The sequence below is a fragment of the Stenotrophomonas sp. K-6 genome, from assembly GCF_056861555.1.
Genome location: NZ_JBSPUC010000002.1, coordinates 350339 through 375372 on the forward strand (window position 1 = coordinate 350339; position 25034 = coordinate 375372).

General features: G+C 67.4%; 19 protein-coding genes and 1 tRNA gene. 5 read left to right on the forward strand and 15 right to left on the reverse strand.

The window, feature by feature from the left end; genetic code table 11:
* Window positions 1-30 precede the first annotated feature (30 nt).
* A complete protein-coding gene (edd, locus tag AC13F7_RS06970) occupies window positions 31-1947 on the forward strand; it encodes a phosphogluconate dehydratase (RefSeq protein WP_482999684.1) in 1917 nt (638 codons plus the stop codon).
* 199 nt (window positions 1948-2146) lie between these two features.
* Complete coding sequence (locus tag AC13F7_RS06975; RefSeq protein ID WP_019183264.1) at window positions 2147-2806, forward strand: bifunctional 4-hydroxy-2-oxoglutarate aldolase/2-dehydro-3-deoxy-phosphogluconate aldolase; 660 nt, start codon at window positions 2147-2149, stop codon at window positions 2804-2806.
* Between the two features lie 53 nt (window positions 2807-2859).
* Here AC13F7_RS06975 and AC13F7_RS06980 read toward each other — a convergent pair whose 3' ends face one another.
* The 3 genes from AC13F7_RS06980 to ispG all read right to left on the reverse strand — a co-directional run bounded on the left by AC13F7_RS06980 (window position 2860) and on the right by ispG (window position 5683).
* A complete protein-coding gene (locus tag AC13F7_RS06980; RefSeq protein ID WP_019183265.1) occupies window positions 2860-3507 on the reverse strand; it encodes a response regulator in 648 nt (215 codons plus the stop codon).
* Between the two features lie 222 nt (window positions 3508-3729).
* Entirely contained in the window at window positions 3730-4437 is a 708-nt protein-coding gene (locus AC13F7_RS06985; protein WP_346470366.1) for a phosphatase PAP2 family protein, read from the reverse strand.
* Entirely contained in the window at window positions 4418-5683 is a 1266-nt protein-coding gene (ispG, locus tag AC13F7_RS06990) for a flavodoxin-dependent (E)-4-hydroxy-3-methylbut-2-enyl-diphosphate synthase (protein ID WP_481468058.1), read from the reverse strand. The genes AC13F7_RS06985 and ispG overlap by 20 nt, the downstream gene beginning before the upstream one ends.
* A 144-nt stretch (window positions 5684-5827) precedes the next feature.
* On the opposite strand from ispG, the gene AC13F7_RS06995 reads away from it, so the two are divergent.
* Together AC13F7_RS06995 and AC13F7_RS07000 are read left to right on the forward strand one after the other, a co-directional pair.
* Window positions 5828-7054, forward strand: coding sequence for an ATP-binding protein (locus AC13F7_RS06995; RefSeq protein WP_481468060.1), 1227 nt, complete (start codon window positions 5828-5830; stop codon window positions 7052-7054).
* Entirely contained in the window at window positions 7051-7635 is a 585-nt protein-coding gene (locus tag AC13F7_RS07000) for a response regulator transcription factor (RefSeq protein WP_482999685.1), read from the forward strand. Before AC13F7_RS06995 ends, AC13F7_RS07000 begins: the two co-directional genes overlap by 4 nt.
* Window positions 7636-7719: 84 nt before the next feature.
* Here AC13F7_RS07000 and AC13F7_RS07005 read toward each other — a convergent pair whose 3' ends face one another.
* The 8 genes from AC13F7_RS07005 to pcnB all read right to left on the reverse strand — a co-directional run bounded on the left by AC13F7_RS07005 (window position 7720) and on the right by pcnB (window position 17974).
* Window positions 7720-9282 carry a sodium/sugar symporter gene (locus tag AC13F7_RS07005; RefSeq protein WP_482999686.1) on the reverse strand — a complete coding sequence of 521 codons (1563 nt, stop codon included), beginning with the start codon at window positions 9280-9282 and terminating at the stop codon, window positions 7720-7722.
* Between the two features lie 98 nt (window positions 9283-9380).
* Window positions 9381-11987 carry a glycoside hydrolase family 3 protein gene (locus tag AC13F7_RS07010; RefSeq protein ID WP_482999687.1) on the reverse strand — a complete coding sequence of 869 codons (2607 nt, stop codon included), beginning with the start codon at window positions 11985-11987 and terminating at the stop codon, window positions 9381-9383.
* Between the two features lie 334 nt (window positions 11988-12321).
* On the reverse strand, window positions 12322-13836 hold the full coding sequence (gene pgi / locus AC13F7_RS07015) for a glucose-6-phosphate isomerase (RefSeq protein ID WP_353084317.1): 1515 nt from the start codon (window positions 13834-13836) through the stop codon (window positions 12322-12324).
* Entirely contained in the window at window positions 13833-14213 is a 381-nt protein-coding gene (gene panD / locus AC13F7_RS07020; RefSeq protein WP_482999688.1) for an aspartate 1-decarboxylase, read from the reverse strand. Before panD ends, pgi begins: the two co-directional genes overlap by 4 nt.
* Before the next feature lie 215 nt (window positions 14214-14428).
* Window positions 14429-15271: a pantoate--beta-alanine ligase gene (gene panC / locus AC13F7_RS07025; RefSeq protein ID WP_482999689.1), complete on the reverse strand. Its 843-nt coding sequence runs from the start codon at window positions 15269-15271 to the stop codon at window positions 14429-14431.
* Window positions 15268-16083 (reverse strand): 3-methyl-2-oxobutanoate hydroxymethyltransferase, encoded by an 816-nt coding sequence (gene panB, locus AC13F7_RS07030; RefSeq protein ID WP_482999690.1) that lies wholly within the window; start codon window positions 16081-16083, stop codon window positions 15268-15270. The genes panC and panB overlap by 4 nt, the downstream gene beginning before the upstream one ends.
* Before the next feature lie 31 nt (window positions 16084-16114).
* Window positions 16115-16603 carry a 2-amino-4-hydroxy-6-hydroxymethyldihydropteridine diphosphokinase gene (gene folK, locus AC13F7_RS07035; protein WP_482999691.1) on the reverse strand — a complete coding sequence of 163 codons (489 nt, stop codon included), beginning with the start codon at window positions 16601-16603 and terminating at the stop codon, window positions 16115-16117.
* A gap of 3 nt (window positions 16604-16606) precedes the next feature.
* Window positions 16607-17974: a polynucleotide adenylyltransferase PcnB gene (gene pcnB / locus AC13F7_RS07040; RefSeq protein WP_346470685.1), complete on the reverse strand. Its 1368-nt coding sequence runs from the start codon at window positions 17972-17974 to the stop codon at window positions 16607-16609.
* A gap of 50 nt (window positions 17975-18024) precedes the next feature.
* On the opposite strand from pcnB, the gene AC13F7_RS07045 reads away from it, so the two are divergent.
* Window positions 18025-18099: transfer RNA gene (locus AC13F7_RS07045), tRNA-Glu, on the forward strand.
* A gap of 149 nt (window positions 18100-18248) precedes the next feature.
* On the opposite strand, the gene AC13F7_RS07050 is transcribed toward AC13F7_RS07045, so the two are convergent.
* From AC13F7_RS07050 to AC13F7_RS07065, 4 genes are read right to left on the reverse strand one after another with little or no spacing between them, the layout of a single operon-like run.
* Window positions 18249-19679 carry a sugar porter family MFS transporter gene (locus AC13F7_RS07050; protein WP_482999692.1) on the reverse strand — a complete coding sequence of 477 codons (1431 nt, stop codon included), beginning with the start codon at window positions 19677-19679 and terminating at the stop codon, window positions 18249-18251.
* 31 nt (window positions 19680-19710) lie between these two features.
* Complete coding sequence (gene xylA / locus AC13F7_RS07055; RefSeq protein ID WP_482999693.1) at window positions 19711-21051, reverse strand: xylose isomerase; 1341 nt, start codon at window positions 21049-21051, stop codon at window positions 19711-19713.
* Window positions 21048-22571: a xylulokinase gene (xylB, locus tag AC13F7_RS07060; RefSeq protein WP_482999694.1), complete on the reverse strand. Its 1524-nt coding sequence runs from the start codon at window positions 22569-22571 to the stop codon at window positions 21048-21050. The genes xylA and xylB overlap by 4 nt, the downstream gene beginning before the upstream one ends.
* Window positions 22568-24946 (reverse strand): glycoside hydrolase family 95 protein, encoded by a 2379-nt coding sequence (locus AC13F7_RS07065; protein WP_482999695.1) that lies wholly within the window; start codon window positions 24944-24946, stop codon window positions 22568-22570. The genes xylB and AC13F7_RS07065 overlap by 4 nt, the downstream gene beginning before the upstream one ends.
* Between the last annotated feature and the right edge of the window lie 88 nt (window positions 24947-25034).

A 25034-nucleotide genomic window follows, 5' to 3' on the forward strand; every position in this document is an offset into this window, starting at 1 on the left:
TTCCGTTCGCCCTCTCATAGCCGGTAGCCAATGAGCCTGCATCCCAAACTCCATGCCATCACCGAGCGCATCGTCCAGCGCAGCGTCGCCTCGCGCGCCGCCTACCTGGCCGGTGTCGACGCGGCCCTGCGCGACGGTCCGTTCCGTTCGCGCCTGAGCTGCGGCAACCTCGCCCACGGGTTCGCCGCGTGCGGCCCGACCGACAAGTCGCGCCTGCGCGGCGGCGTGACGCCCAACCTGGGCATCATCACCGCGTACAACGACATGCTGTCGGCACATCAGCCGTTCGAGCACTACCCGGAGATCCTGCGCGAAACCGCGCGCGAACTCGGTGCGACCGCACAGGTCGCCGGTGGTGTGCCGGCGATGTGCGACGGCGTCACCCAGGGCCGCGGCGGCATGGAACTGTCGCTGTTCTCGCGCGATGTGATCGCCCAGTCCACCGCGATCGGCCTGAGCCATGACATGTTCGACGCCAGCGTCTACCTCGGCGTCTGCGACAAGATCGTGCCCGGCCTGCTGATCGGTGCACTGGCCTTCGGGCATCTGCCGGCGATCTTCCTGCCGGCCGGCCCGATGACCCCGGGCATCCCGAACAAGCAGAAGGCCGAAGTGCGCGAGCGCTATGCGGCCGGTCAGGCCACCCGCGAGGAACTGCTGGAAGCCGAAGCGGCCTCCTACCACGGCGCCGGTACCTGCACCTTCTACGGCACCGCCAACTCCAACCAGACCCTGCTCGAGGCGATGGGCGTGCAGATGCCGGGCGCTTCGTTCGTCAATCCGGATACGCCGCTGCGCGACGCACTGACCCGCCACGCCGCCGTGCGTGCGCTGGAGATCAGTGCACTGGGCGACGACTTCCGTCCGCTCGGCCGGCTGATCGACGAACGCGCGATCGTCAACGCCGTGGTCACGCTGATGGCCACCGGCGGTTCGACCAACCACACCATCCACTGGATCGCCGTGGCGCGTGCGGCCGGCATCGTGCTGACCTGGGACGACATGGACCAGCTGTCGCAGCTGATCCCGTTGCTGGCCCGCGTCTATCCGAACGGCGAAGCCGACGTGAACCGCTTCGCTGCCGCCGGCGGCACCGCGTTCGTGTTCCGCGAGCTGATGGAGGCCGGCCTGATGCATGCCGACCTGCAGACCGTGGCCGAAGGCGGCATGCACCAGTACGGCCAGGAGCCGGCACTGCGCGACGGCAAGCTGACCTACATCGATGGCGTGCGCGAGAGTGCCGATCCGGATGTGGTGCGCGGCGTGGCCAATCCGTTCGAGTCACAGGGTGGCCTGCGCCTGCTGCGCGGCAACCTCGGCCGTTCGCTGATCAAACTGTCGGCAGTGAAGCCGGAGTTCCGCACGATCGAGGCGCCGGCGGTGGTCGTCGATGCACCGCAGGTGCTGAACAAGCTGCACGCGGCGGGTGTGCTGCCACACGATTTCGTGGCGGTGGTGCGTTACCAGGGCCCGCGCTCCAACGGCATGCCGGAGCTGCATTCGCTGGCGCCGTTGCTGGGTCTGTTGCAGAACCAGGGGCGCCGGGTGGCGCTGGTCACCGATGGTCGTCTGTCCGGTGCCTCGGGCAAGTTCCCGGCGGCAATCCATATGACGCCGGAAGCCTCGCGTGGTGGTCCGCTGGCGCGCGTGCGCGAGGGCGACATCATCCGTCTGGATGGTGAGGCCGGCACGCTGGAATTGCTGGTGGATGCGGCCGAGTTCGCGGCACGCGAGCCGGCGCCGAACACTGCGCCGGCCGGGCACGATCTGGGTCGCAATCTGTTCGCGATGAGCCGCCGTCTGGTGGGTCCGGCCGATCAGGGCGCGATGTCGATTTCGTGTGGGCCGGCGGCCGATGACGGCAGCATCTGGAATTACGATGCGGAATATGAGCTTGGGCATGATGCGGCCGCTGCGGAAGCGCCGCATGAGGCGAAGGACGCCTGAGCTGACGCGGCGGTGAGTTTCCTGGTTGAGGCAGCGGGATGGCCCCAACCAGGACGCGCCGTGAACCCATCCATGGGGGCTCGTCAGCGCCATCCATGGCGCTGTAACGGTCCTGGTTGGGGCCATCCCGCTGCCTCCCGACACACTCCGGCGCGTCGTTCGCGCTGCAGACATTGATGAAAAGAAGGATTGGAAACGCATGAGCATCGCCGAACATCAGAAACGCGCTGAAACCCTGTTGAAGGCTGCCGGCATTCTGCCGGTGGTGACCGTGCATACGCTGGATCAGGCCCGTGCGGTCAGTGCGGCGTTGTTGGAGGGCGGGCTGCCGGCGATCGAGCTGACGCTGCGTACGCCGGTGGCGATGGAAGCGCTTGCCATGCTCAAGCGCGAGCTGCCGGATGTGGTGGTGGGTGCGGGCACCGTGTTGACCGTGGAGCAGATGCAGCAGTCGATCGATGCGGGTGCGGATTTCCTGGTCACGCCGGGTACGCCGGCGCACATGGCCGACGCGTTGGCGCAGGCGCCGTTGCCGGTGGTTCCGGGCGCGGCCTCGCCGACGGAAATGCTGGCGCTGTATGCGCGCGGCTTCCGGGTGTGCAAGTTGTTCCCGGCCTCGGCCGTGGGTGGGCTGGCGATGATCAAGGGGCTGGCCGGTCCGATCCCGGATCTGAAGCTGTGCCCGACCGGTGGCATCACCGAAGACACGGCAGCCGAGTACCTGGAGCAGAAGAACGTGGTCTGCATCGGCGGTTCGTGGATGGTGCCGGGCGGTTGGATCGAGCGCGGCGAGTGGGACAAGGTGCGCGAGAGTGCGGCCCAGGCCGCGAAGATCGTCGCGCGGGTCCGCGCGCACTGAACCAAAACGCCCGGGCATGCCCGGGCGTTTTTTTATCTGCCGCCAGCGCGCGGTTACATCGGGCGTGCCGGATCCACCAGGCCGTACTGGCTGGCCATGCGTGCCAGCGCGATGTTGTCGTTGATGCCCATCTTCTCGAACAGACGTGCCTTGTGCGTGTTGACGGTCTTCGCGCTCAGGCTCAGGCGCTTGGCGATGTCTTCCTGGCGCAGGCCCTGGGTGAGCAGCAGGGCGACTTCCAGTTCGCGCGGGGACAGGGTGTCGAACGGCGAGTGGTTGCCTTCCACGTTCGACAGCGCCAGGTTCTGCGCGATGCTGTTGCCCAGGTAGCGGCGGCCGAGTGCGGCATCACGCACCGCGCGCAGCAGTTCCTGTGCATCGCAGGCCTTGCCGATGTAACCGGACGCGCCGGCTTCGAGCAGGCGCTTGGGCATCGGGCCGTCTTCGAGCACGGAGACGATCACTACGCGGGTACCGTGATCGCCACGGACCACGCGCTCGGTGACTTCCATGCCACTCACGCCCGGCAGGTGCAGATCGCACAGCACGACGTCGGGCCGCAGGCGGCGGATATCCGGCAGCGCATCTTCACCGCTCTCCGCCTCACCGACGACCTCGATGTCGGTCTCGTTGGAGAGGATCATCTTCATGCCCGTACGCACCAGAGCATGATCGTCCACCAGATACACTCGAATCGTCATCCGCCAACCTCGTCAAACACTGTGAACGGGGGCAAGCCTAGCCGCGGGATGTGTCGATCACAAGGAACCGGGTTCCCCATCATCGCGTTCTGGTCCGCGCATCACAGACGTGCTGTCCTGCCCCTCCCCCTGCGCCTCTCATCCTAGCCTGTTCCAAAGGTACAGCCTATCGATGCGGCCCGCCTTCATGCCGTTTTCGGCCAGTTTACCGCCGTAATGCCCTCAGTGGCGGTGCCGCCACGGGTGACGGCGGCGGAACATGACCAGGAAGCACCCTACCACCCACACCAGGGCGGCACACCAGCCAGCCAGGATGTCGGACGGGTAATGCACCCCCAGGTACATGCGCGAGACGCTCACCAGGACCGCAAAAGTGAGTGCGGACAGCGCCACCGGCCAGCGCCAGCGGGTGTTCCAGGACAGCAGCACCAGGGTGACGGCCAAGGTCATCGAGCCCATGGCATGGCCGCTGGGGAAGCTGAAGGTGCTCTCCGGGGCGATGGACTCCCACAGGCTGGGGCGATCGCGCTGGAAGAAGCGTTTGCTGCCCAGGTTCAGCAGGGCCGAGCCGGCAAAGCAGATCGCCACGAAACTGGCCTCGCGCCAGCGTTTGCGCCAGGCCAGCAGTCCCACGATCAGTACGTCGGCCGGAATCAGGAACCACTCGTAGCCCAGCTTGGAGAGCAGCACGAAGAACCGGTCCAGGCCCGGCGAATGCAAGGCGTGCAGCTTCCACAGCAGCAGGTCGTCGAAGTAGATCGCCTCCAGCTCGTGCACTTCATCGGCCAAGGCCACGAAGCCCGCCAATGGCAGCAGCACGCCGACGAACAGCAGCACGAAGCGCCAGGCGTTACGGCCCATCCAGTGGCGGACGCCGGCGGCCGGCTCCGCTGCGGCCAGCACCGCCGGCTTATCCAACGCGTCGGACATAGGTGCGTTCGACGTACTCATCGATCAGCGTGACGAAGTCCTGGGCGATGTTCTCGCCACGCAGGGTGACCGTCTTTTCGCCATCCACGAACACCGGCGCGGCCGGCGTTTCACCGGTGCCCGGCAGCGAGATGCCGATGTTGGCGTGGCGCGATTCGCCCGGCCCGTTGACGATGCAGCCCATGACCGCCAGGGTCATGTTCTCCGCACCCGGGTGGCTCACCTTCCAGACCGGCATTTTCTCGCGCACGTGGTTCTGCACGACCTTGGCCAGCTCCTGGAAGAACTCCGAGGTGGTCCGGCCGCAGCCGGGGCAGGCCGTGACCAGCGGCGTGAAGGCCCGCTGCCCGGTGGTCTGCAACAGCTCCTGGGCAACGATCACTTCGGCCGTGCGCGACTGACCCGGTTCGGGCGTCAGCGAGATGCGGATGGTGTCGCCGATGCCTTCCTGCAGCAGTACGGCCAGCGCCGCCGAAGAGGCGACAATGCCCTTGCTGCCGATACCCGCTTCGGTCAGGCCCAGATGCAGCGCGAAATCCGAGCGCTGGGCCAGATCGCGGTACACCGCGATCAGCTCCTGCACGCCGCTGACCTTGGCCGACAGCACGATGCGATCGCGCGGCAGGCCCAGCTCCACGGCGGTCTGAGCCGAATCCAGGGCCGAGCGGATCAGCGCTTCACGCAGCACCCGGCCAGCATCCCAGGGCTGCGCGCGCTGGCTGTTCTCGTCCATCAGGCGCGCGGCCAGGGATTGATCCAGCGAGCCCCAGTTGGCGCCGATGCGGACCGGCTTGTTGTAGCGGATCGCAAACTCGATCAGCTGCGCGAACTGGGTGTCCTTCTTCTTGCCGAAGCCCACGTTGCCCGGATTGATCCGGTACTTGGCCAGCGCCTCGGCGCAGGCCGGCTCCTGGGTCAGCAGCTGATGGCCGTTGTAATGGAAGTCGCCGATCAGGGGGACATCGATCCCCATCATCTGCAGCTTCTCCACGATCCGCGGAATGGCCGCGGCCGACTCGGGATTGTTGACGGTCAACCGCACCATCTCCGAGCCCGCACGCCACAGTTCGGCCACCTGCTTCACGCTGGAGGCGACATCGGCGGTGTCGGTGTTGGTCATGGACTGCACCACCACGGGATGGCCCCCACCCACGACCACGCCGCCGATACGGACGGGCTGGGTCTGGCGGCGGGCCCACACGGCGGAGTCGGCGGGTTGGGTCGGTCGGGTCACGGCGTCATGCATCGGCCTATTTTAGCGCGCCCAGCGCGCGGGTAGGTGCCCGCTGTTGCTTGGTACTCATGTTCCGTACCACCTGCGCCCCGCGCGCGCCCGATGCGGCCGATTGTCGCAGGCAGGTCCGGTCCGGAGCGCATACGATGTGCGGACATGACCGGTACCGACGCCCCCTTTCTCCGCACCCTGTGCAGCCTGCGCTGGCTGGCCGTGGCTGGCCAGGCCGCCACGATCCTGGTCGCCACCTGGGTGCTGGGCCTGGAGTTGCCGCAGCTGCCGCTCTGGGCCGGCGTCGCCGCGCTGACCCTGTTCAACCTGTACGCGCAGCTGCGCGTGCAGGATCCGGATACCGCACCGGTCACTGCCTTCGGCCACATCCTGGTGGATGTCACCGTGCTGACCTGGATGGTGGGCTGGAGCGGCGGCATCGCCAATCCCTTCGGCTCGCTGTTCCTGATCCTGATCGCACTGGCCGCGCTTGCCCTGCCCCTGCGCTGGACCCTGGCCGTCGCCGCAGCCTGCCTGATCGGCTATGCGGTGAGCGGGGTGTTCGGCCTGCCGCTGCCGAGCGGCTATTTCACCGGTGCGCAGATGCAGCAGTGGGGCGTGGTCTGCAACTTCCTGCTGTCGGCCACGGTGGTGCTGGTGTTCGCGACCCGGCTTGCCATCGCCCTGCGCCACCGCGAACACGAGCTGGCGATGCTGCGCGAGCGCTTCGTCCGCAACGAGGGCATCGTGGCGCTGGCGACCCACGCCGCCTCGGTGGCGCATGAACTCAATACCCCGCTGGCGACCATGACCCTGCTTGCCGACGATATCGCCGACCAGACCGAAAGCAGCGAGGTCCGCGATGATGTGGAAACCCTGCGCGAGCTGCTGGTGCAGTGCCGGGAGCGCGTGCTTGCCCTCGCCCGCCCGGCCGCCGGCGATGCCCCGGGCCGCGACGCGGTGACCCTGCCGCAGGTGCTGGAACAGTGGCGACTGGTGCGTCCGACCATCGCGCTGAAGCGCAATGAGGACGCCCCGCTCACCCTGCCGCTGGACCCGGGTATCGGGCACCTGCTGATGGTGCTGCTCAACAATGCCGCCGACGCCGGCGAGAAAGCCGATCGCCCGCAGGTGGATCTGTCGCTGCGCATCGAAGGCGATGACCTGATCGGGGAAGTCCGCGATTACGGTCATGGCTTCGACGCGCGCCAGGCGGTCCTGCCCGGCACCTTGTTCAACAGCGGCAAGACCGACGGCATGGGCGTCGGCCTGGCACTGTCCCACGCCACCATCGAACGCCTGGACGGCGAGCTGTGGATGCGCCCGGCCAATGGCGCCGGCACGCGCGTCGGCTTCCGCCTGCCCTTGTCCCCACGGGAGACTTCCGCATGACCGCTTTCATCCCCGCGCCCGGCCAGGCCAGCCATGGCCTGCTGGTCGATGACGACGAACTGTACCTGCGCACGCTGCAGCGCAGCCTGGCCCGCAAAGGGTTGGAAACGGTCACCGCCAGCGACACCGCCTCGGCCCTGTTGCTGGCCCGGCAGCAGCCGCCGGCCTACGCGCTGATCGACCTCAAGCTCGGTACGGAATCCGGCCTTGCACTGATCCAGCCGCTGCGCGCCCTGCGCGAAGACATGCGAATCCTGCTGGTGACCGGCTATGCCAGCATCGCCACCGCGGTGGAAGCGATCAAGCTTGGCGCCGATGACTACCTGCCCAAGCCGGCCACGGTGCCGATGATCCTGCGCGCGCTCGGCGAGGAAGACGATGGCCCGGCCGATGATGGTGACATGGAGCCACCGGATGCGATGACTCCGATCAGCAGGCTGCAGTGGGAACACATCCAGCAGGCGATGCATGAGACCGGCGGCAACGTGTCCGCCGCGGCGCGGCTGCTCGGCATGCACCGCCGCTCGCTGCAGCGCAAGCTGGCCAAGCGGCCCAGCCCGGAGCGTGATCCAAGCCGGTGAAGCATCATTCGCACCACGCGGCATGAGACAGGAACGGCGACCCGAAGGTCGCCGTTTTCGTTTGCCACAGGTGGGTGACCGCGGTTACCAGAACACCGTGTACAACGCGATCAGAATCGCGATCACCGCCGCACCGCCGATGTTGAAACTCATCGGCGTGGCGTAGCGCACGTCATCGGTACGGATCAGATCCTGCCCGGTACGCGCCGGCTTCCACAGCGAGATCAGCACGGCCAGCACCAGCGCCAGCAGGAACACCAGGCCGACACGGTCGATGAAGGGCAGCGACGGCCATGCCAGTTTCAGCACGATCGACAAGGCGAACGAGCCAATCGCCGCCGCCAGTGCACCGGCTTCGCTGGCCTTCTTCCAGAACAGGCCGAGCAGGAAGATCACGGTGATGCCCGGGGTGAAGAAGCCGGTGAATTCCTGGATGTACTGGAAGCCCTGGTCGAAGCTGCCCAGCAAGGGACGCGCCGTGGCGATCGCCACCAGCACCGCCACCGTCGCCGCGATGCGGCCCACGCGCACCAGCGTGGTCTGACTGCTCTGCGGACGCGCCTTGGCGTAGAAATCCAGGGTGAAAATGGTCGCCACCGAATTGATCTTCGACGCCAGCGACGCCACGATCGCGGCCACCAGCGCGGCGAAGACGAGGCCGAGGATGCCGCTGGGCAGCAGGCTCATCATGGCCGGGTAGGCACGGTCCGGCTTGCCCAGATCCGGCGCCAGCACCACCGCCGCGATGCCCGGCACCACGACCACCAGCGGCACCAGCAGTTTCAGGAAGGCCGCGAACAGCACGCCCTTCTGCGCTTCGCCGATGTCCTTGGCCGCCAGCGCGCGCTGGATGATGTACTGGTTGAAGCCCCAGTAGCTCAGATTCATGATCCACAGCCCGCCGATCAGCACGCTCAGGCCCGGCAGGTCTTTGTAGAACGGGTTGTCCGGGTGCAGGATCATCTGGAAGTGCTCCGGATGCTGATCCCACAGTTTCTGGAAGCCCCCGGGAATGCCAGCGTCGCCTCCCACCGCGTTGAGGGTGAGCGCGGTCACCAGCAGGCCGCCCAGGATCAGCAGCGAGACCTGCACGATGTCGGTCAGCGCCACGGCCTTCAGCCCGCCGTAAAGCTGGTAGAGCAGCGCGAACACGCCGATCAGCACCAGCGCCAGCATCTGGTCCATGCCGGTGACCTCGGTCACCGCGATCGAGCCCAGCCACAGGATCGAGGTCAGGTTGACGAAGACGTACAGCCCCAGCCAGAACACCGCCATCAGCGTGCGGATCCGGTTGCCGTACCGCTGCTGCAGGAACTGCGGCATCGTGTAGATGCCGTTGCGCAGGAAGATCGGCAGGAAGTACTTGCCGACGATCAGGAGGGTAAGCGCGGCCATCCATTCGTAGGAGGCAATGGCCAGGCCGATCGCATAGCCGGAGCCGGACATGCCGATGATCTGCTCGGCCGAGATGTTGGCCGCGATCAGTGAGGCACCGATGGCCCACCACGGCAGCGAACGCCCGGCCAGGAAATAGTCTTCGGCACTCTTGCTGTGCCCGGCCTTCTCGCGCGAAACCCATTGCGCCAGCACGAAGATGCCGGCCAGGTACACCAGCACGATTGCCACATCGAGTGTTGCCAATCCCACGTCATGCTCCTTATGCAACAGTGCACCGTCCCGCGCGCCGGCAAACGCGGCGCGCGGTGGTGATCAGCCCCTGCCGCGTCGGCAGGGCCCGTGTGGCTTCATCGGGTCGCGCAGGCAACCACGGTCTTGGCGTCATTGCCGGTGCCCAGCGCGATCCGCGACACCGACAGGTCCAGCGCATTGGAAGACTCCAGCACCGGCAGGCGCTCGATCTTCGACAGGTCCGCACCGGCCGCCGCGAAGCACTTCAACGGCACGCCGATCGTCTGCCATTCGCCCTCGGCGATGCCGCCCAGCGTGGGGGCCAGATCGACCCTGCCCTCGCAGCCCTGGCCGCAGCCGATCGCCAGCCCCACCGGTCCGGCAATCGCGCCAGCGCGGCGCACGGTCAGCAGCAGCTGCACATCGCCATTGCTCTCGCGGGTGAGGTCCAGCGGACGCGTGGACAGCAGCGCCATGTTCGCCTTGCCACTGCCAGACCACTGCAGGCGACGCGCATCTTCCTGCGCCTTGTGATCGACCGCGGACACTTTCAGGCTGGCATCGCTGAGCACGGCCGGGAACGTCACCGCCGGCAGTTCCGACTGCTTGACCCCGCTCAGGCGCATCGCCAGCCCGGCGGTCGGCTTGCCCTTGTTGAAGTACACACCGGCATCGCCCTGCTCACCGGTGATGCCCGAGACCTCCGGCAACGCGGCGAGGTTGCCGTTGTCGGCATAGTGCAGGCCGAAGCCGAAGGCGAACTGCGGGTCGTAGTCTTTCTGGCCGACATTGTTCTGGTACTGCACGGCGGTGCGCGGCCAGGAGAAGCTGAGCGTGCCCTTGAAGTCGTGCTGCACACTGCCGTCTGGCTTGCGCAGCAGCACATCGGCGATGCCGGCCCCTTCCGAGCCCGGCAGCCAGGCGGCCACGAACGCGTCGGACGCATTGATCTCGCGGTTCACCCACAGGGGGCGGCCGCTGAGGAACACGGTGACGACCTTGATGCCCTCACTCTTGAGCCGTTTGATCAGCTGCAGATCGCTGTCATCGCCCGGCTTGTAGGCCAGTGTGGCGATGTCGCCCTGGAACTCGGCATACGGGTTCTCGCCGACCACCACCACCGCCACATCCGGCTTGGTGCGGTATTTGCCGTCGATCGCCAGCTCGGCGCTACCACCGGCGGCGGTGACCTGCTGCTTGACCCCGTCCCAGATGCTGTCCGCATTCGGGTAGTCCGCACGCTTGGTGCCGGTGCCCTGCCAATTGAGGGTCCAGCCACCGGACTGCTTGCCCAGATCATCGGCACCGTCACCGGCGACCAGCACGCGCTGCTTCGGCGCCAGCGGCAGGACGCCGTCCTGGTTCTTCAGCAGCACCAGCGATTCGCGTACGGCCTGGCGCGCGATCGCGCGATGTTCGGGCGCGCCGAGCAGCTCGAATTTGCCACCGAGCGGGCGCGTGGACGGCTTGCCGGCCTCGAACAGACCCAGCCGCAGCTTGACCCGCAGGATGCGGCGCACCGCTTCATCCAGGCGTTCCATGCTGATCACACCGGACTTCACCGCTGCGACATTGCTTTCATAGATACCCTTCCAGCTGTCGGGCGCCATCAGCATGTCCACACCGGCGTTGAACGAGGCCGGGCAGTTGTCGTTGGTGCAGCCAGCGACCTTGCCGTGGCCGTTCCAGTCGCCGACCACGAAGCCCCCGAAGTGCATGCGCCCCTTCAGGACATCGGTCAGCATCGGCTTGTGGCCGTGCATGGACACACCGTTGAAGCTGTTGAACGAGGCCATCACGGTCTGCGCACCGGCCTGGATCGCAGGCGGGTAACCAGCCGCGTGCACATCACGCATGACCGCTTCGCTGACCTGGGTGTCGCCCTGGTCCTTGCCGTGCGTGGTGCCACCGTCGCCGGCGTAATGCTTGACCGAGGCGATCACGTGGTGGCCGTCGAGAAAGCCCGGCTGGCCAGGCACACCCTGCAGGCCTTCCACCACCTTGCCGGAGAAGCTGGCCACCACCTCGGGTGATTCGGAATAGCCCTCATACGTGCGGCCCCAGCGATCGTCCTGCGGCACGGCCACGGTGGGCGCGAAGGTCCACTCCATGCCAGTGGTGCGCGTTTCCACGGCGGTGACCTGGCCGATCTGGCGCATCAGATCGGGATTGCGGGTCGCGCCCAGGCCGATGTTGTGCGGGAACAGCGTGGCACCGACGATGTTGCTCTGGCCGTGCACCGCATCGATGCCGAAGATGATCGGGATGCCGGGGCCGCCGCTGGCCGGATCCATCGAGGCCGCGTAGTAGGCATCGGCCAGCGCGAGCCACGCCGAAGGCGGCGCATCGTACTTGCCGCCCGGATCGGAATTGCCACCGGCCAGCACCGAGCCGATGTGATACCGACGCACGTCATCGGGGGTCATGCTGGCGATATCGCCCTGCACGGTCTGCCCGACTTTCTGCTCCACGCTCATGCCCGCCATCAGCGCATCGATGCGCTTCTCCAGCGCCGGGTCGTCGGCCAGCGGCCAGGTCACTTCCGGCCAATCCTGCGGGTGGATGGCGTTGGCATCGGCCTTGTCGGCCGGCGCCGGTGCCTGCGCGGTCGTGGCAGGTGTCGTACCGCCGCAGCCGGCCAGCAGCAACACCGTGGCCGTGGTGGCCAGCGCAAGGACGTGGCGGATCGACCGCCGGTTGGAACGAAGCGAAAGCGACGGCATGTACCCTCCCAGGTATTGCACAGGCAGCAGACGGATGACGCGACTCCCCGCGCCATGACGGCCTACCTTTGGCGTTGCGCGTCACGCTGTCAATCCACCGCGCGGCTATGCCGTCGCCGCAGGCTGGTATGGGATTGGGCTATAGCCAAACTGCTGGCCCACCCTGCAATCACGGCGGTTTACGGCATACCTGGGCCGAGTGGCGCGGCGATCCGTGTTGCATCGCAGTATCCCGGGCCGCGCGCACTGCGCAGAACGCGATGCGGCCCGGACCCCACAACGCAGAACCGCCGGACAGGCCGGCGGTTCGTGATGGCACAGCATGCGCCGATGCTCAGCCCTTGAGCCGGCCCAGCAGCTCCAGCGTCACCGGATCGGTGATGGCATGCGCCTGGCCCTGCAGCGCGGGCAGCAACTGGCTGGCCAGCTGCTTGCCCAGCTCCACGCCAAACTGGTCGAAGGCGTTGATGTTCCAGATCAGCGACTGCACGTACACGGCGTGTTCGTACATGGCGATCAGCGCACCGAGCGACTGCGGGGTCAGCGCGTCGAGCAGGATCAGGGTGCTCGGGCGGCCACCGGGATACTCGCGATGGGGATCCTCGCTGCCCTGGCCATTGGCCAGCGCCTCGGTCTGCGCCAGCAGGTTGGCCATCAGCGCCTGGTGGTTGACCACGTAGGGATCATCGTTATGCACGCAGCCGATGAAGTCGGCCGGAATCACGCTGGTGCCCTGGTGCAGCGCCTGGAAGAAACTGTGCTGCACATCGGTGCCCGCCCCGCCCCACCACACCGGCACGGTGTCGCTGGCGACCGGGCTGCCATCGAGCTGCACGCGCTTGCCCAGGCTTTCCATCACCAGCTGCTGCAGGTAGGCCGGCAGCAGCGCCAGCCGCTGGTCATAGGTCATCACCGCATGCGTGGCATGGCCGAGCAGGTTGCGGTTCCAGATATCGGTCAGTGCATGCAGGACCGGCAGGTTCTGCGCCAGGGGTGCGGTCAGGGCGTGTTCGTCCATCTGCGCCGCGCCCTCGAGCAGCTGCTCGAAACGCGTGAAGCCGATCGCCAGCGCGATCGGGAAACCGACCGCCGACCACAGCGAGTAGCGCCCGCCCACCCAGTCCCACATCGGCAGCACGCGGCCGGCGGCGATCGAGAAGGCTTTTGCCGCACGCTCCGGGTTGGCGCTGACTGCATACAGGCGCTCGCTGCCACCCAGCCAGTCGTGCAGGATCTGCCCGTTGAGCAGGGTCTCCTGGGTGCCGAAGGTCTTGGAGATCAGGATGCCGGCCGTGGTGGCCGGGTCCAGCGTGGCGAGCGTGCGCTGCATCGCGGCGCCGTCCACGTTCGACACGAAATGCACGCGGAAGCGCGCCCCGGTGACCGGACGCAGCGCATCGGCCACCAGACGCGGCCCCAGGTCCGAGCCGCCGATGCCGACGCTGACGATATCGGTGATGTGGGTGGCTTCCAGCGCGGCGATCAGCTCGCCCATCTGCTGGCGCACCTGCGCGGCGGTGGCGAAGGCCTCACCGGCCACCGGCGCGCCGCTGGCGTCACCGCGCAGCGCGGTGTGCAGCGCCGCACGGCCTTCGGTCACGTTGACCGTTTCGCCACGGAACAGACGCTGGAAACCACCGGCGACATCGCGCTCGGCAGCCAGTTCCAGCAGTGCGTCCAAGGCCGCGCGGTCGTACTTCTGCCGCGCGAAATTGACGTACAACGGACCGACCCGCAGCCCCAGCGATTGTGCGCGGCCTGGTTCGGCGGCGATCAACGAAGGGATGCTCGCGCCACGCAGGCGCTGGGCATGGGAATGAAGCGGGTCGAATCCGTTGTGCTGTGTCATGCGGCCTGGGTCGGGATCGTGTCGTTGGTGTGGGAAATCTGGTTGTTGCCGTCCACATATACCAACTTCGGCTTGAAGCTGTCAGCTTCTTCTTCGCTCATGCTGGCGAAGGCGGCGATGATGATGATGTCGCCGACCTGCACGTGACGGGCGGCGCCACCGTTGAGCGAGACCACGCCGCTGCCGGCTTCGGCGCGGATGGCATAGGTCGAGAAGCGCGCACCGTTGGTGACGTCCCAGATGTGCACCTGTTCGAACTCACGGATGCCGGTCGCGGCCAGCAGGTTGTCATCGATGGCGATGGACCCTTCGTAGTTCAGCTCGGAATGCGTGACGGTGGCGCGGTGGATCTTGGTCTTCAGCAGGGACAGATGCATGGCAGCGGGACAACGGTAAAGGAAAGGGAAATTCTAGCACCCGGGGGGCGGACGACAGCGGCTGGCGCCCGCGCCCACGCCGGGGACTGCCAGCGGTTCAGCATCGTCACGGCCTGGTCCGGCCCGGCCCGGCATAGAGCCACTCCATGGGTGGCTGCATGTCCGGCATCGCCCAGCAGCCACCCATGGGGTGGCTACCCGGCGGGGCGCAGCCCTCAGAACTCCAGGTTGTCGATCAACCGGGTGTTGCCGATCCGCGCGGCGATCAGCGCCACGCGGGTGCCGTCATTGGCATCGGCCGGCTCGGACAGGTCCGGCAGGCGAACCACGGCGTAGTCCACCTGGAAGCCGGCGGCCTGCAGCGCGGCGGCCGCTTCGGCCTCGATCAGGCTGCGGGTCTTGCCGGCGATGAAGCCTTCGCGCATGCCCAGCAGCACCTGGTGGATGGTGGTCGAGACGCTGCGCTGCTCGGCGTTGAGGTACTGGTTGCGCGAGCTCATCGCCAGGCCGTCGTCTTCGCGCACGATGTCGCCGCCGACGATCTGGATCGGGAAGGCCAGGTCTTCCACCATCTGGCGGATCACCGCCAGCTGCTGGAAGTCCTTCTTGCCGAAGGCCGCCACGTCCGGCTGGACCTGGTTGAACAGGCGAGAGACCACGGTGCAGACGCCATCGAAATGGCCGGGGCGGTGCGCGCCTTCGAGCAGCCCGCTGATGCCAGGCACGTTGACGCTGGCCGCCAGTTCCACGCCGAACGGGTACATCGATTCAACGGTGGGCAGCCACAGCACATCACAGCCGGCCTGCTCCAGCCCGGTGGTGTCGGCTTCGGGCGTGCGCGGGTAACGGGTGAAATCTTCGTTCGGACCGAACTGGGTCGGGTTGACGAAGACGCTGGAGACCACGCGGTCGGCGTACTGCCGCGCCAGCGTGACCAGCGAGTAGTGCCCGGCGTGCAGGTTGCCCATGGTGGGGACCAGCGCAACGCGCAGCCCCTCCCGCTTCCAGCCGTTGACCACAGTGCGCAGGCGGGACAGTTCGGTGACGGTATCGATCATGAGGCGTAGGCGTGTTCTGCGTCGGGGAAGGAGCCGTCGCGCACGGCGTCGGCGTAGGCACGGACCGCACCGGCAACCGACCCGCCTTCGGCAAGGAAATCCTTGACGAACTTGGGACGGCGATGGCCGCTGTCCAGACCGAGGAAATCATGCAGCACCAGCACCTGGCCATCGCACTGCGGGCCGGCGCCGATACCGATGGTGGGCACGCTCACTTCTGCGGTGACCTGCCCGGCAACGGGCGTCGGCACGCATTCCAGGACGATCAGGCTGGCACCAGCGGCCACCACGGCCTTGGCGTCATCGCGCAGCTGCTGGGCTGCATCGCCACGGCCCTGCACGCGATAACCGCCCAGGCGAAGCACCGACTGCGGGGTCAGGCCCAGGTGCGAGCAGACCGGAATCTCGCGCTCGACCAGATAACGGATGATGTCCAGCTTGAAGCCGGCACCTTCGATCTTGACCATCTCCGCGCCGGCCTGCAGCAGGCGCAGCGAGGCATCCAGCGCGCGCTCGGGGGTGGCATCGGCGCCGAACGGCAGGTCGGCCACCAGCAGCGCGCGCTCCAGCACGCGGGCCACGGCGCGGGTGTGATAGACCATGTCGTCGGTGGTCACCGGCAGGGTCGAATCGTGCCCCTGCACCACCATGCCCAGCGAGTCGCCGATCAGGATCAGGTCCACGCCGTTGGCATCGAAGCTGCGGGCAAAGCCGGCATCGTAGGCGGTCAACATCACCAGCTTCTGCCCGTTGCGCTTGGCCTCCGCCAGTGCGGGGACGGTCCAGGGCTTGCTGTCTGCGTGGGTGCTCATGAACTGATAACCGGTAGCGATAAGCCCGGCATTATCCTCCTATTGAGGAAATCCCGCAGGCCTCGACCCGCATCACAGCATCCCGCACGCGGCCATGCCCGGGAATGACGGCGTCCGGCGCGACCTCGGCCAGCGGCAGCAAGGCGAACGCGCGCGCGTGCAGATACGGGTGCGGCACCTGCAGCTGCGGCAGGTCAATGACGTCTTCGCCATACAGCAGCACGTCCAGATCCAGTGCACGCGGGCCCCAATGCACGGCCGGATCGCGTACGCGGCCGAAGCGGCGCTCGATCTCCAGCAAGGCGTCCAACAGCACCGGCCCCGGCAGCGCGGTATCCAGCACGGCGGCGGCGTTGACGAACGCCGGCTGGTCTTCGTTGCCCCAGGCCGGCGTGCTGTACAGCTGCGAGCGCGCCCGCAGCGTGGTCTGCGGCAGGGACCCCAGTGCCTGGAACGCCTCACGCAGGGTCTGCGCGGCGTCCCCGAGATTGGCGCCCAATCCGATACAGGCCAGGGTCACGGCTTACTCGCCTGCCACTCCACCGGGACGACGGCGGCGGCGGCGACGCTTGCGCGGTGCACCGTCTTCGCCCTCACCGTCGGCCTGGGCGGCATCCAGCGCCGAATCCAGCTCCGTGCCGGACTGCAGCTGGGCCTCGCGCCAGAACGCCACGTCGGCTTCATGCTCGCTGGAGGCGACCTGGCGCAGGACCAGGAAGTCGTAGGCAGCGCGGAAGCGCGGATGGGTCAGGGTCCGGATCACGCGCTTGCGCTGGCGCGAGCTGAAGCGGCCCTGCAACAGCCAGATTTCCTGCATCGGCAGCGAGAAGCGGCGCGGCAGGGCGATCGTGCTCAACTGGTGCAGGGTCACGCGGTCCGCGGCGCGGCGCTGCGCCTCTTCCAGTGCCACGCCCTGCTTCTGCAGGCTGGCCAGGGCGCGGCAGAAGGCCGGCCACAGCAGCAGCGCGAACAGGAACGACGGCGACACCGGCTCGTCATTGGCCACGCGCAGATCGGTGTTGTGCAGGCCTTCGATGACCATGCGGCGCAACGCGCCACTGCGGTTGCTGCGCAGGGCGGCGGCGCTTTCCGGGAACATGACGTCGAGCAGGCCATAGCGCTCCAGGCCCTCGAAGCTGGCCACGCCGTGCCCGGACAGGAACAGCTTGAGCACTTCCTCGAACAGGCGCGCCGGGGCAGCCTCGGCCAGCAGATTGGCCAGGCGCGGCAGCGGTTCGGCGGTGGCCTCTTCGATCTGGAAGCCCAGCTTGGCCGCCAGGCGGACCGCGCGCAGCATGCGCACCGGGTCTTCGCGGTAGCGCTGCTCGGGTTCACCGATCAGCTTCATCAGGCGCGCCTGCACATCCTCAAAGCCACCGGTGTAATCGCGGACCGAGAAATCCTCGATCGCGTAGTACAGGGCGTTGCAGGTGAAGTCGCGGCGGATCGCGTCGTCTTCGATGCTGCCGTACACGTTGTCGCGCACGAGCATGCCGTTTTCCATCTCACGGTCGCCGCTGCCATCGTCGATGTTGGCGCGGAAGGTGGCGACCTCGATGATCTCGCGGCCGAACACCACGTGCGCCAGGCGGAAGCGGCGGCCGATCAGCCGGCAGTTGCGGAACAACTGCTTGACCTGCTCGGGCGTCGCGTCGGTGGCGACGTCGAAATCCTTGGGGTGCCCGTTCACCAGCAGATCGCGGACGGCGCCGCCGACCAGGTAACCGGCAAACCCGGAATCACGCAGCCGGTACAGAACGCGCAGGGCGTTGGGGCTGATGTCCTTGCGGGAGATGTTGTGCTGATCGCGCGGGATCACGCGCAGGCTGAACGGTGATGTAGCAGAGGAATTGATGTTGGCGCTTCCGGTTGAGTTTTCGGGATTGCCCAATGGCATCTAGGTCCATATACTAGCGCGCTGCGCAGTTCGCGACAAAGTCTGCTCCCTTCGTCTAGAGGTTAGGACGTGGCCCTCTCAAGGCTAAAACAGGGGTTCGAGTCCCCTAGGGAGCACCAGTCGCGGCGCAGAAAGCCAAAAACCCCGCCACGGCGGGGTTTTTGCGTTCAGGGCCCAGGCGTGCGGCGCCTGCCCTGCCAGGCCCGGACCGGAGAGCACAGCTCCCCGACCCGGCCCCTGCCCTGCGTGGAGGGCCGTCGGAAGCGGCTCAGCCCTCCATCTGCTCCAGTTCCTTGCCCTTGGTCTCCTTGACGAAGCGCAGCACGAAGAACACCGAGATCACTGCCGCGACCGTATAGATGCCATACGCCCCGGCCAGGCCGATGCTGCCCAGCAGGATCGGGAAGGACACGGTGATGGCGAAGTTGGAGGTCCACTGCGCCGCGCCGGCCACCGCCAGCCCCGAGCCGCGGATCTGGTTGGGGAACATCTCGCCCAGCATCACCCACATCACCGGGCCCCAGGACATGTTGAAGAAGATCACGTATACGTTGGCCGCCACCAGCGCCAGCACGCCCATGTTGTCGGTGAGCTGAAGCTTGCCTGCGGTATCCAGCGAGCCGCTGGCAAAGGCGATGGTGACCAGGGCCAGCGAGACCGCCATGCCGACCGAGCCGACCCACAGCAGTGGCTTGCGGCCGATGCGGTCGATCAGCACCACCGTGATCAGGCACGCACCGATGCTCAGCGCACCGGACAGCACATTGATCAGCAGCGCATCGTTCTCCGAGAAGCCGACCGCCTGCCACAGCACCGCGCCGTAGTAGAAGACGACGTTGATGCCGACCAGCTGCTGGAACACCGCCAGGCCGATGCCGATCCAGACGATCGGGCGCAGCTTGCCGGTGGTCTTGCTGATCAGGTCCGAGAAGGTCGGGCGGTGCTGGTCCTGGGACAGCGAGCCTTCGATCTCGGTGATCTTGGCCTGCGCCTCGGCCGGTCCGTACAGACGGGTCAGTACCGCCAGGGCCTGGTCACGGCGCCCTTTGACCACCAGGAAGCGCGGGCTCTCCGGAATCACCAGCAGCAGGCACAGGAACAGCAGCGAGGGAATGGCCTGCATCCAGAACATCCAGCGCCATGCCGCCTGCCCCAGCCACAGCTCCTGGGTGGAGGCACCGGCCGCCTTGGCCAGCAGATAGTTGCTGAGGAAGGCGCAGAACAGGCCGCTGATGATCGCGATCTGCTGCACCGTCGCCAGCCGGCCGCGGTAGCGGGCCGAGGCCACCTCGGCGATGTAGGCCGGCGACATCACGCTGGCCGCACCGACCGCGAAGCCACCGATCACCCGGGCGATGATGAACACCGTGGAGCTGTGTGCCGCCCCTGCCCCCAACGCGGAGAACAGGAACATCACCGCGGCGATGATCAGCACGCCGCGACGGCCGAGCCGGTCGCCGAGGCGGCCGGCGAAGAACGCACCGATCGCGCAGCCAAGCAGCATCGAGGCGACCTCGAAGCCGATCCCGGCCGAACTGGACTGGAAGGTGTCCTTCAAGCCGTCGACGGTGCCGTTGATCACGCCGCTGTCGAAGCCGAACAGGAAGCCACCGATGGTGGCCACACAGCTGATCAGGACGATGAAGCCGGTGTTCTCGCCGCTGCCGGCGCGGGTACTGCTGAGCGAAGCACTGGACATGGGAACCCCTGGGTTGAAGGGAAGCTGCGGATCAGCGCAGCAGGTACTGGTTGATCAGGTTCTCATACCTTTCCTGGCGGCCGCTGCGCTGCTGCGGCTCGCCCTGGGCAAGGGCCAGGCTGCGCAGGGCATCCAGGCTGCTGCGGCCGGCGGCGAACTCGGCACCGGCGCCACTGCTGAAGCTGGCATAGCGCTCCTGGCGCCAGCCTTCCAGCGGCGAGGACTCGATCAGGGCGTGGGCCACTTCCAGGCCGCGCGCGAACGCATCCATGCCACCGATATGGGCCTCGAACAGGTCTTCCGGCGCGGACGACTCGCGGCGCACCTTGGCATCGAAGTTGAAGCCGCCCGGGGCCAGGCCGCCCTGGCGCAGCACGACCAGCATCGCCCCGACCGTGTCGTACAGATCGGTCGGGAACTGATCGGTATCCCAGCCGTTCTGCGGGTTGCCGCGGTTGGCATCGATGCTGCCGAGCAGGCCGGCATCGGACGCCACCTGCAGGTCATGGGCAAAGGTGTGCCCGGACAGCGTGGCGTGGTTGGCTTCGATGTTGAGCTTGAAGTCCTTGTCCAGGCCGTGCTCACGCAGGAAGCCGACCACGGTGGCGCTGTCGAAATCGTACTGGTGGTTCATCGGCTCCATCGGCTTGGGCTCGATCAGGAAGTTGCCCTTGAAGCCGATGCTGCGCCCATGATCGCGGGCCAGTGTGAGGAAGCGCGCCATGTTGTCCTTCTCGCGCTTCATGTCGGTGTTGTACAGGCAGGCATAGCCCTCGCGGCCACCCCAGAACACGTAGTTTTCGCCGCCCAGGGCCACGGTGGCCTCCAGCGCGGCCTTGACCTGCACCGCGGCGCGGGCGACCACGGCGAAGTCCGGGTTGGTCGAAGCACCGTTCATGTAGCGCGGGTGCGAGAACAGGTTGGCGGTACCCCACAGCAGCTTGACCCCGGTGGCCTTCTGGCGCTCGCCAGCGATGCCGACCATGTGCTGCAGATTGGCCTCGTACTCGGCGATGTCGTCGGCGTCCGGCGCGAGATCGATGTCATGGAAGCAGTAGTACGGCACGCCCAGCTTGGTGATGAACTCGAACGCGGCATCGGCCTTGGCCTCGGCACGCGCCAGCGGCGTGTCGCCGGCATCCCACGGGTACACCCGGGTGCCCGGGCCGAACGGATCGTGGCCGGTCGCGCAGAAACTGTGCCAGTAAGCCACGGCGAAGCGCAGGTGCTCGGCCATGGTCTTGCCGCCGACGCGCTTGTCCGCGTCATAGACCTTGTAGGCCAGCGGATTGTCCGAGTCGCGTCCCTCGAACGGGATGCGGCCGATGCCGGGGAAGTATTCCTGTGCGCCGATGTAGACGGAGGTGCTCATTGCTCGGATCCTTGCGGTGGTGACGGGTCGGTACGCAGCAGCGGACCGACCTCGGAAAGATGGTGGAGGAAACGCCGGTACTGTTCTGCGTAGCGCGGCACAGTGCGGGGATCGGGTGTGGCCGACAGCGCGTCGTCGAAGCGCACGTGCGCATCGACCGTCGCCGCCAGGCTCGGTTCGCCGCCCTGCCCGCGCTGCGCAGCCCAAAGCGCCTGCAGGGCCGCGCCGAATGCCGCGCCTTCGGCCTGGGTGGGCACCTTGACCGGCAGATCGAAGACGTCGGCGATCAATTGCCGCCACGCGGCACTGTTGCTTCCGCCGCCGGTGAGCAGCACGGTGTCGAACGACAGGCCGGCGCTGGTGAAGGCGTCGTAGCCGTTGCGCAGGCTGTACGTGGCGCCTTCCATCGCGGCCCGATAGAAGTGCGCCGGGGTGGTGTTGTGCAGGTCCATGCCATGCAGGCAGGCACGCGCGTCGGGCAGGTCCGGGGTCCGTTCGCCATTGAAGTACGGCAGCATCACCAGGCCGCCCGCGCCTGGCCCGGTCTGCGCCATCAGCGCCTCGCCACCGCCGCGCGGGATGTTGAACAGTGCGGCCATGCGCTCGGTGGCGACGGTGCAGTTCATCGTGCAGATCAGCGGCAGCCAGCCGCCACTGGAGGAACAGAACGCGGCCCAGCGGCCGTCGTCGTCCACCACCGGGTGATCGGCATACGCGAACAGCGTGCCGGACGTACCCAGGCTCATGGTCAACCGCCCCGCGGCCACGTTGCCGGTGCCCAGCGCGGCCATCATGTTGTCGCCGCCGCCGGTGGAGACCTGTACGTCGGCCGGCAGGTCCAGCAGCGCGGCGATCCGCGGATGCAGCGTGAAGGTGGATTCCAGCGGCACCAGCGGCGGCAGCAGCGCGGACAGATCGCGCTCCGGGTCGATCGCCTGCAGCAGCTCGCGCGACCAACAGCGGTTGCGCACGTCCAGCCAGCCGGTGCCGGAGGCATCGCCGTACTCGGCGTAGCGCTGCCCGGTCAGCCAGAAGTTGATGTAGTCATGCGGCAGCAGGATGCCGTCCAGTTCTGCATACGCCTGCGCGCGATGGCGGCGCGTCCACGGCAGTTTGGAGGCGGTGTAGCCGGCAAGGATCGGATTGCCGGCCAGTGCGATGCAGGCGGCAGCGCCCCCCACCGCGGCCATGATCGGCGCACAGTCGGCGGCGGTGCTGGTATCGCACCACAGTTTCACCGGTGCGATCACCTCCCCGCGCGCGTTGATCGGCACGAAACCGTGCTGCTGGCCGGAGACGCCGATCGCACGGATGCGGCCGCGCAGCGCCGGGCCCAGTTCGGCGAAGCAGGCGACGATGCCATCGATCCACCACTGCGCCTCCTGCTCCCGGGTGCCATCGTCGTGGCTGACCAACTGCATCGGCCGGGCGATCGTGGCCACTACCTCGCCGAGCGACGGGTCATAGGCCAGCAGCTTGACGCTTTGCGTCCCGACATCCAGCCCTACGTACAGACTCATTGCTTCACCAGTTGATTGCCGCGCAGGCCGATGCGCTGCTGACCACCGGCGCGCAGCGCCACGGTCAGCGTGCTCTCGCCATGCACGAGTTGATAGGTGCCCCCGCGCTCACTGCGCAGCAGGGCCGAGTGCAGCTGGCCATCGCGCCATTGCAGGTCCACGCCGGCGGCATTGCGTACGCGCAGGCCGCGTACCTCGCCGTCAGGCCAGGCCGATGGCAACGCCGGCAACAGGAAGATCGACCCGCCCCAGCTCTGCAGCAGCATCTCGGTGATGCCGGCGGTGCCGCCGAAGTTGCCATCGATCTGGAACGGCGGATGCGCGTCGAACAGGTTCGGATACGTGCGCTCGGGCGAGAGCAGCATCTTCAGGATCTGCAGCGCGTGCTCACCATCGCCCAGCCGTGCCCACAGGTTCAGGCGCCAGCCGATACCCCAGCCGGTGGCGTCATCACCGCGTATCTGCAGCGAACGTTTGGCGGCTGCCGCCAGTGCGGGAGTATCTCGGAGGTTGATCTGGCTGGAGGGGTGCAGCGCATACAGATGGGAGACGTGCCGGTGGTGCATTTCCGGCGCCTCCATGTCCCAGTCCTGCTGCCACTCCTGCAACTGCCCGGCCTTGCCGATCCGGTCCGGTGGCAGTTGCCCGCGCAGCGTCTTCAGCTGCGCGGCGAAGGCCGTATCGACGCCAAGCGCCGCGCTGATCTGGATGCACTGCGCGAACAGATCGCGCAGCAGCTGCGCGTCCATCGCCGGCCCGGCGCACACCGCCGCACCGAACGGGTGCTGGTTCTCCGGCGAGATCGAGGGGTTGGTGACCATCGCGCCGGTGCTCGGGTCGCGCTGCAGGGTGGCCACGAAAAACTCGGCCGCACCCTTGAACAGCGGATGGATACGGCGCAGATACGCCGGATCGCGGCCATAGTCCCAGCGGTCCCACAGCTGCTGCAGCAGCCAGACACCGCCCATCGGCCACAGGCTCCACTGCGCGCCGTCGATCGGGCCGGCCTGACGCCACAGATCCGTGTTGTTGTGCACCACCCAACCCGGTGCATCGTAGATCCGCCGTGCGGTGACCGCGCCCGTACGGGCCAGATCGAACAGCATGTCTTCCAGCGGCTGCACGCATTCGTGCAGCGCATTGGCCTCGCTGGGCCAGTAGTTCATCTCGGTATTGATGTTGATCGTGTACTTGCTCTCCCACGGCGGGGCCATGAGGTCGTTCCACACGCCCTGCAGGTTGGCCGGCTGCGAGCCGGGCCGCGAACTGCAGATCAACAGGTAGCGCCCGTACTGGTGATACAGGGCCGCCAGCGCCGGATCGTTGCCGCTGGCGAACGCCTGCACGCGTTGATCGGTGGGCAGCTGCGCGGCTGGCGTGCTGCCCAGATCGATCGACACACGACGGAAGAGCGCCTGGTGCGCGCCCAGATGGCGCGCCAGCAGCGCCGGATAATCGTGGGCACCGGCCTGCAGCTGGTACGCAGCGGTAAGCGCCTGCGGATCACCACTGACATCATCGAAGCGGCGGAAACTGGTGGCGGCCGTCAACACCAGCACCAGCTCATCGGCACCTTCCACATGCAGGCGATCACGCGCCACCCGCAGCGTGCCGCCGCGCAGACGCGGCTGCACCCGCAGCGCGAAGCGGAGCTTGCCTTCGATACCGGCAAAGCCCGCGTTGCGCCCCTGGAACAACAGCCCTGCCTCATCCACCTGCACGTCGCCTGCCTGCGGGCTGTCCACGCCCAGCCGCAGCGAAATCCGCCCCGGCAGGTCGGCACTGAGCCGCACCACGATGCACTGGTCCGGTTCGGACACGAACACCTCGCGGCGGTGCCAGGCGCCGCCGCTGCGGAATTGCGTGGTCGCCACCGCCGTGTCCAGATCCAATGACCGGCGATACCCGTCGATGTGATCGGCACGGTCGAAATCCAGCAGCAGATCAGCCAGCGGCTGGTACGGCATCTGCTTGGCCGGCCGCGACAGCAGCTTGGCGTCGGCCAGTGCTTCGGCCTCGGCGTAGCGTCCGGCGAAGATCAGCGCGCGCACCTGTGGCAGCGCCGCCAGCGCGTCCGGGCTGGTCGCATCGTAAGGACCACCGGCATAAAGCGTGTCTTCGTTGAGGCCGATCCGCTCATGCGCGACCCCGCCCCAGACCATCGCGCCCAACCGGCCGTTGCCGGTCGGCAGGGCCTGTACCCACTCGGTGGCCGGCGCACGGTACCAGAGCTGCAGGGCGTCCCCCGGCGCCGCGGCGGCGTCGCTCCGCCCTGCAGCCGCTGGCACGGCACCGGCCTGCGACGACCACCCGGTGGCGGACAGGGTCAGCCCCGCCCCAAGTGCCTTGAACAGCCCGCGACGGCTCAGCTCCACGGCAATCCCCTGCGCTGCATTGGCCTGCCTGTGCTGCCTGCTGCCACGTCAACGCCCTCCAAGGCGAAATGTCCACCGGTAGTCATCT

Bases quoted from the DNA above. Each gene is read 5' to 3' on its own strand.
- edd (WP_482999684.1), top strand. From the start codon at position 31: ATGAGCCTGCATCCCAAACTCCATGCCATCACCGAGCGCATCGTCCAG.
- AC13F7_RS06975 (WP_019183264.1), top strand. From the start codon at position 2,147: ATGAGCATCGCCGAACATCAGAAACGCGCTGAAACCCTGTTGAAGGCT.
- AC13F7_RS06980 (WP_019183265.1), bottom strand. From the start codon at position 3,507: ATGACGATTCGAGTGTATCTGGTGGACGATCATGCTCTGGTGCGTACG.
- AC13F7_RS06985 (WP_346470366.1), bottom strand. From the start codon at position 4,437: ATGTCCGACGCGTTGGATAAGCCGGCGGTGCTGGCCGCAGCGGAGCCG.
- ispG (WP_481468058.1), bottom strand. From the start codon at position 5,683: ATGCATGACGCCGTGACCCGACCGACCCAACCCGCCGACTCCGCCGTG.
- AC13F7_RS06995 (WP_481468060.1), top strand. From the start codon at position 5,828: ATGACCGGTACCGACGCCCCCTTTCTCCGCACCCTGTGCAGCCTGCGC.
- AC13F7_RS07000 (WP_482999685.1), top strand. From the start codon at position 7,051: ATGACCGCTTTCATCCCCGCGCCCGGCCAGGCCAGCCATGGCCTGCTG.
- AC13F7_RS07010 (WP_482999687.1), bottom strand. From the start codon at position 11,987: ATGCCGTCGCTTTCGCTTCGTTCCAACCGGCGGTCGATCCGCCACGTC.
- pgi (WP_353084317.1), bottom strand. From the start codon at position 13,836: ATGACACAGCACAACGGATTCGACCCGCTTCATTCCCATGCCCAGCGC.
- panD (WP_482999688.1), bottom strand. From the start codon at position 14,213: ATGCATCTGTCCCTGCTGAAGACCAAGATCCACCGCGCCACCGTCACG.
- panC (WP_482999689.1), bottom strand. From the start codon at position 15,271: ATGATCGATACCGTCACCGAACTGTCCCGCCTGCGCACTGTGGTCAAC.
- panB (WP_482999690.1), bottom strand. From the start codon at position 16,083: ATGAGCACCCACGCAGACAGCAAGCCCTGGACCGTCCCCGCACTGGCG.
- AC13F7_RS07050 (WP_482999692.1), bottom strand. From the start codon at position 19,679: ATGTCCAGTGCTTCGCTCAGCAGTACCCGCGCCGGCAGCGGCGAGAAC.
- xylA (WP_482999693.1), bottom strand. From the start codon at position 21,051: ATGAGCACCTCCGTCTACATCGGCGCACAGGAATACTTCCCCGGCATC.
- xylB (WP_482999694.1), bottom strand. From the start codon at position 22,571: ATGAGTCTGTACGTAGGGCTGGATGTCGGGACGCAAAGCGTCAAGCTG.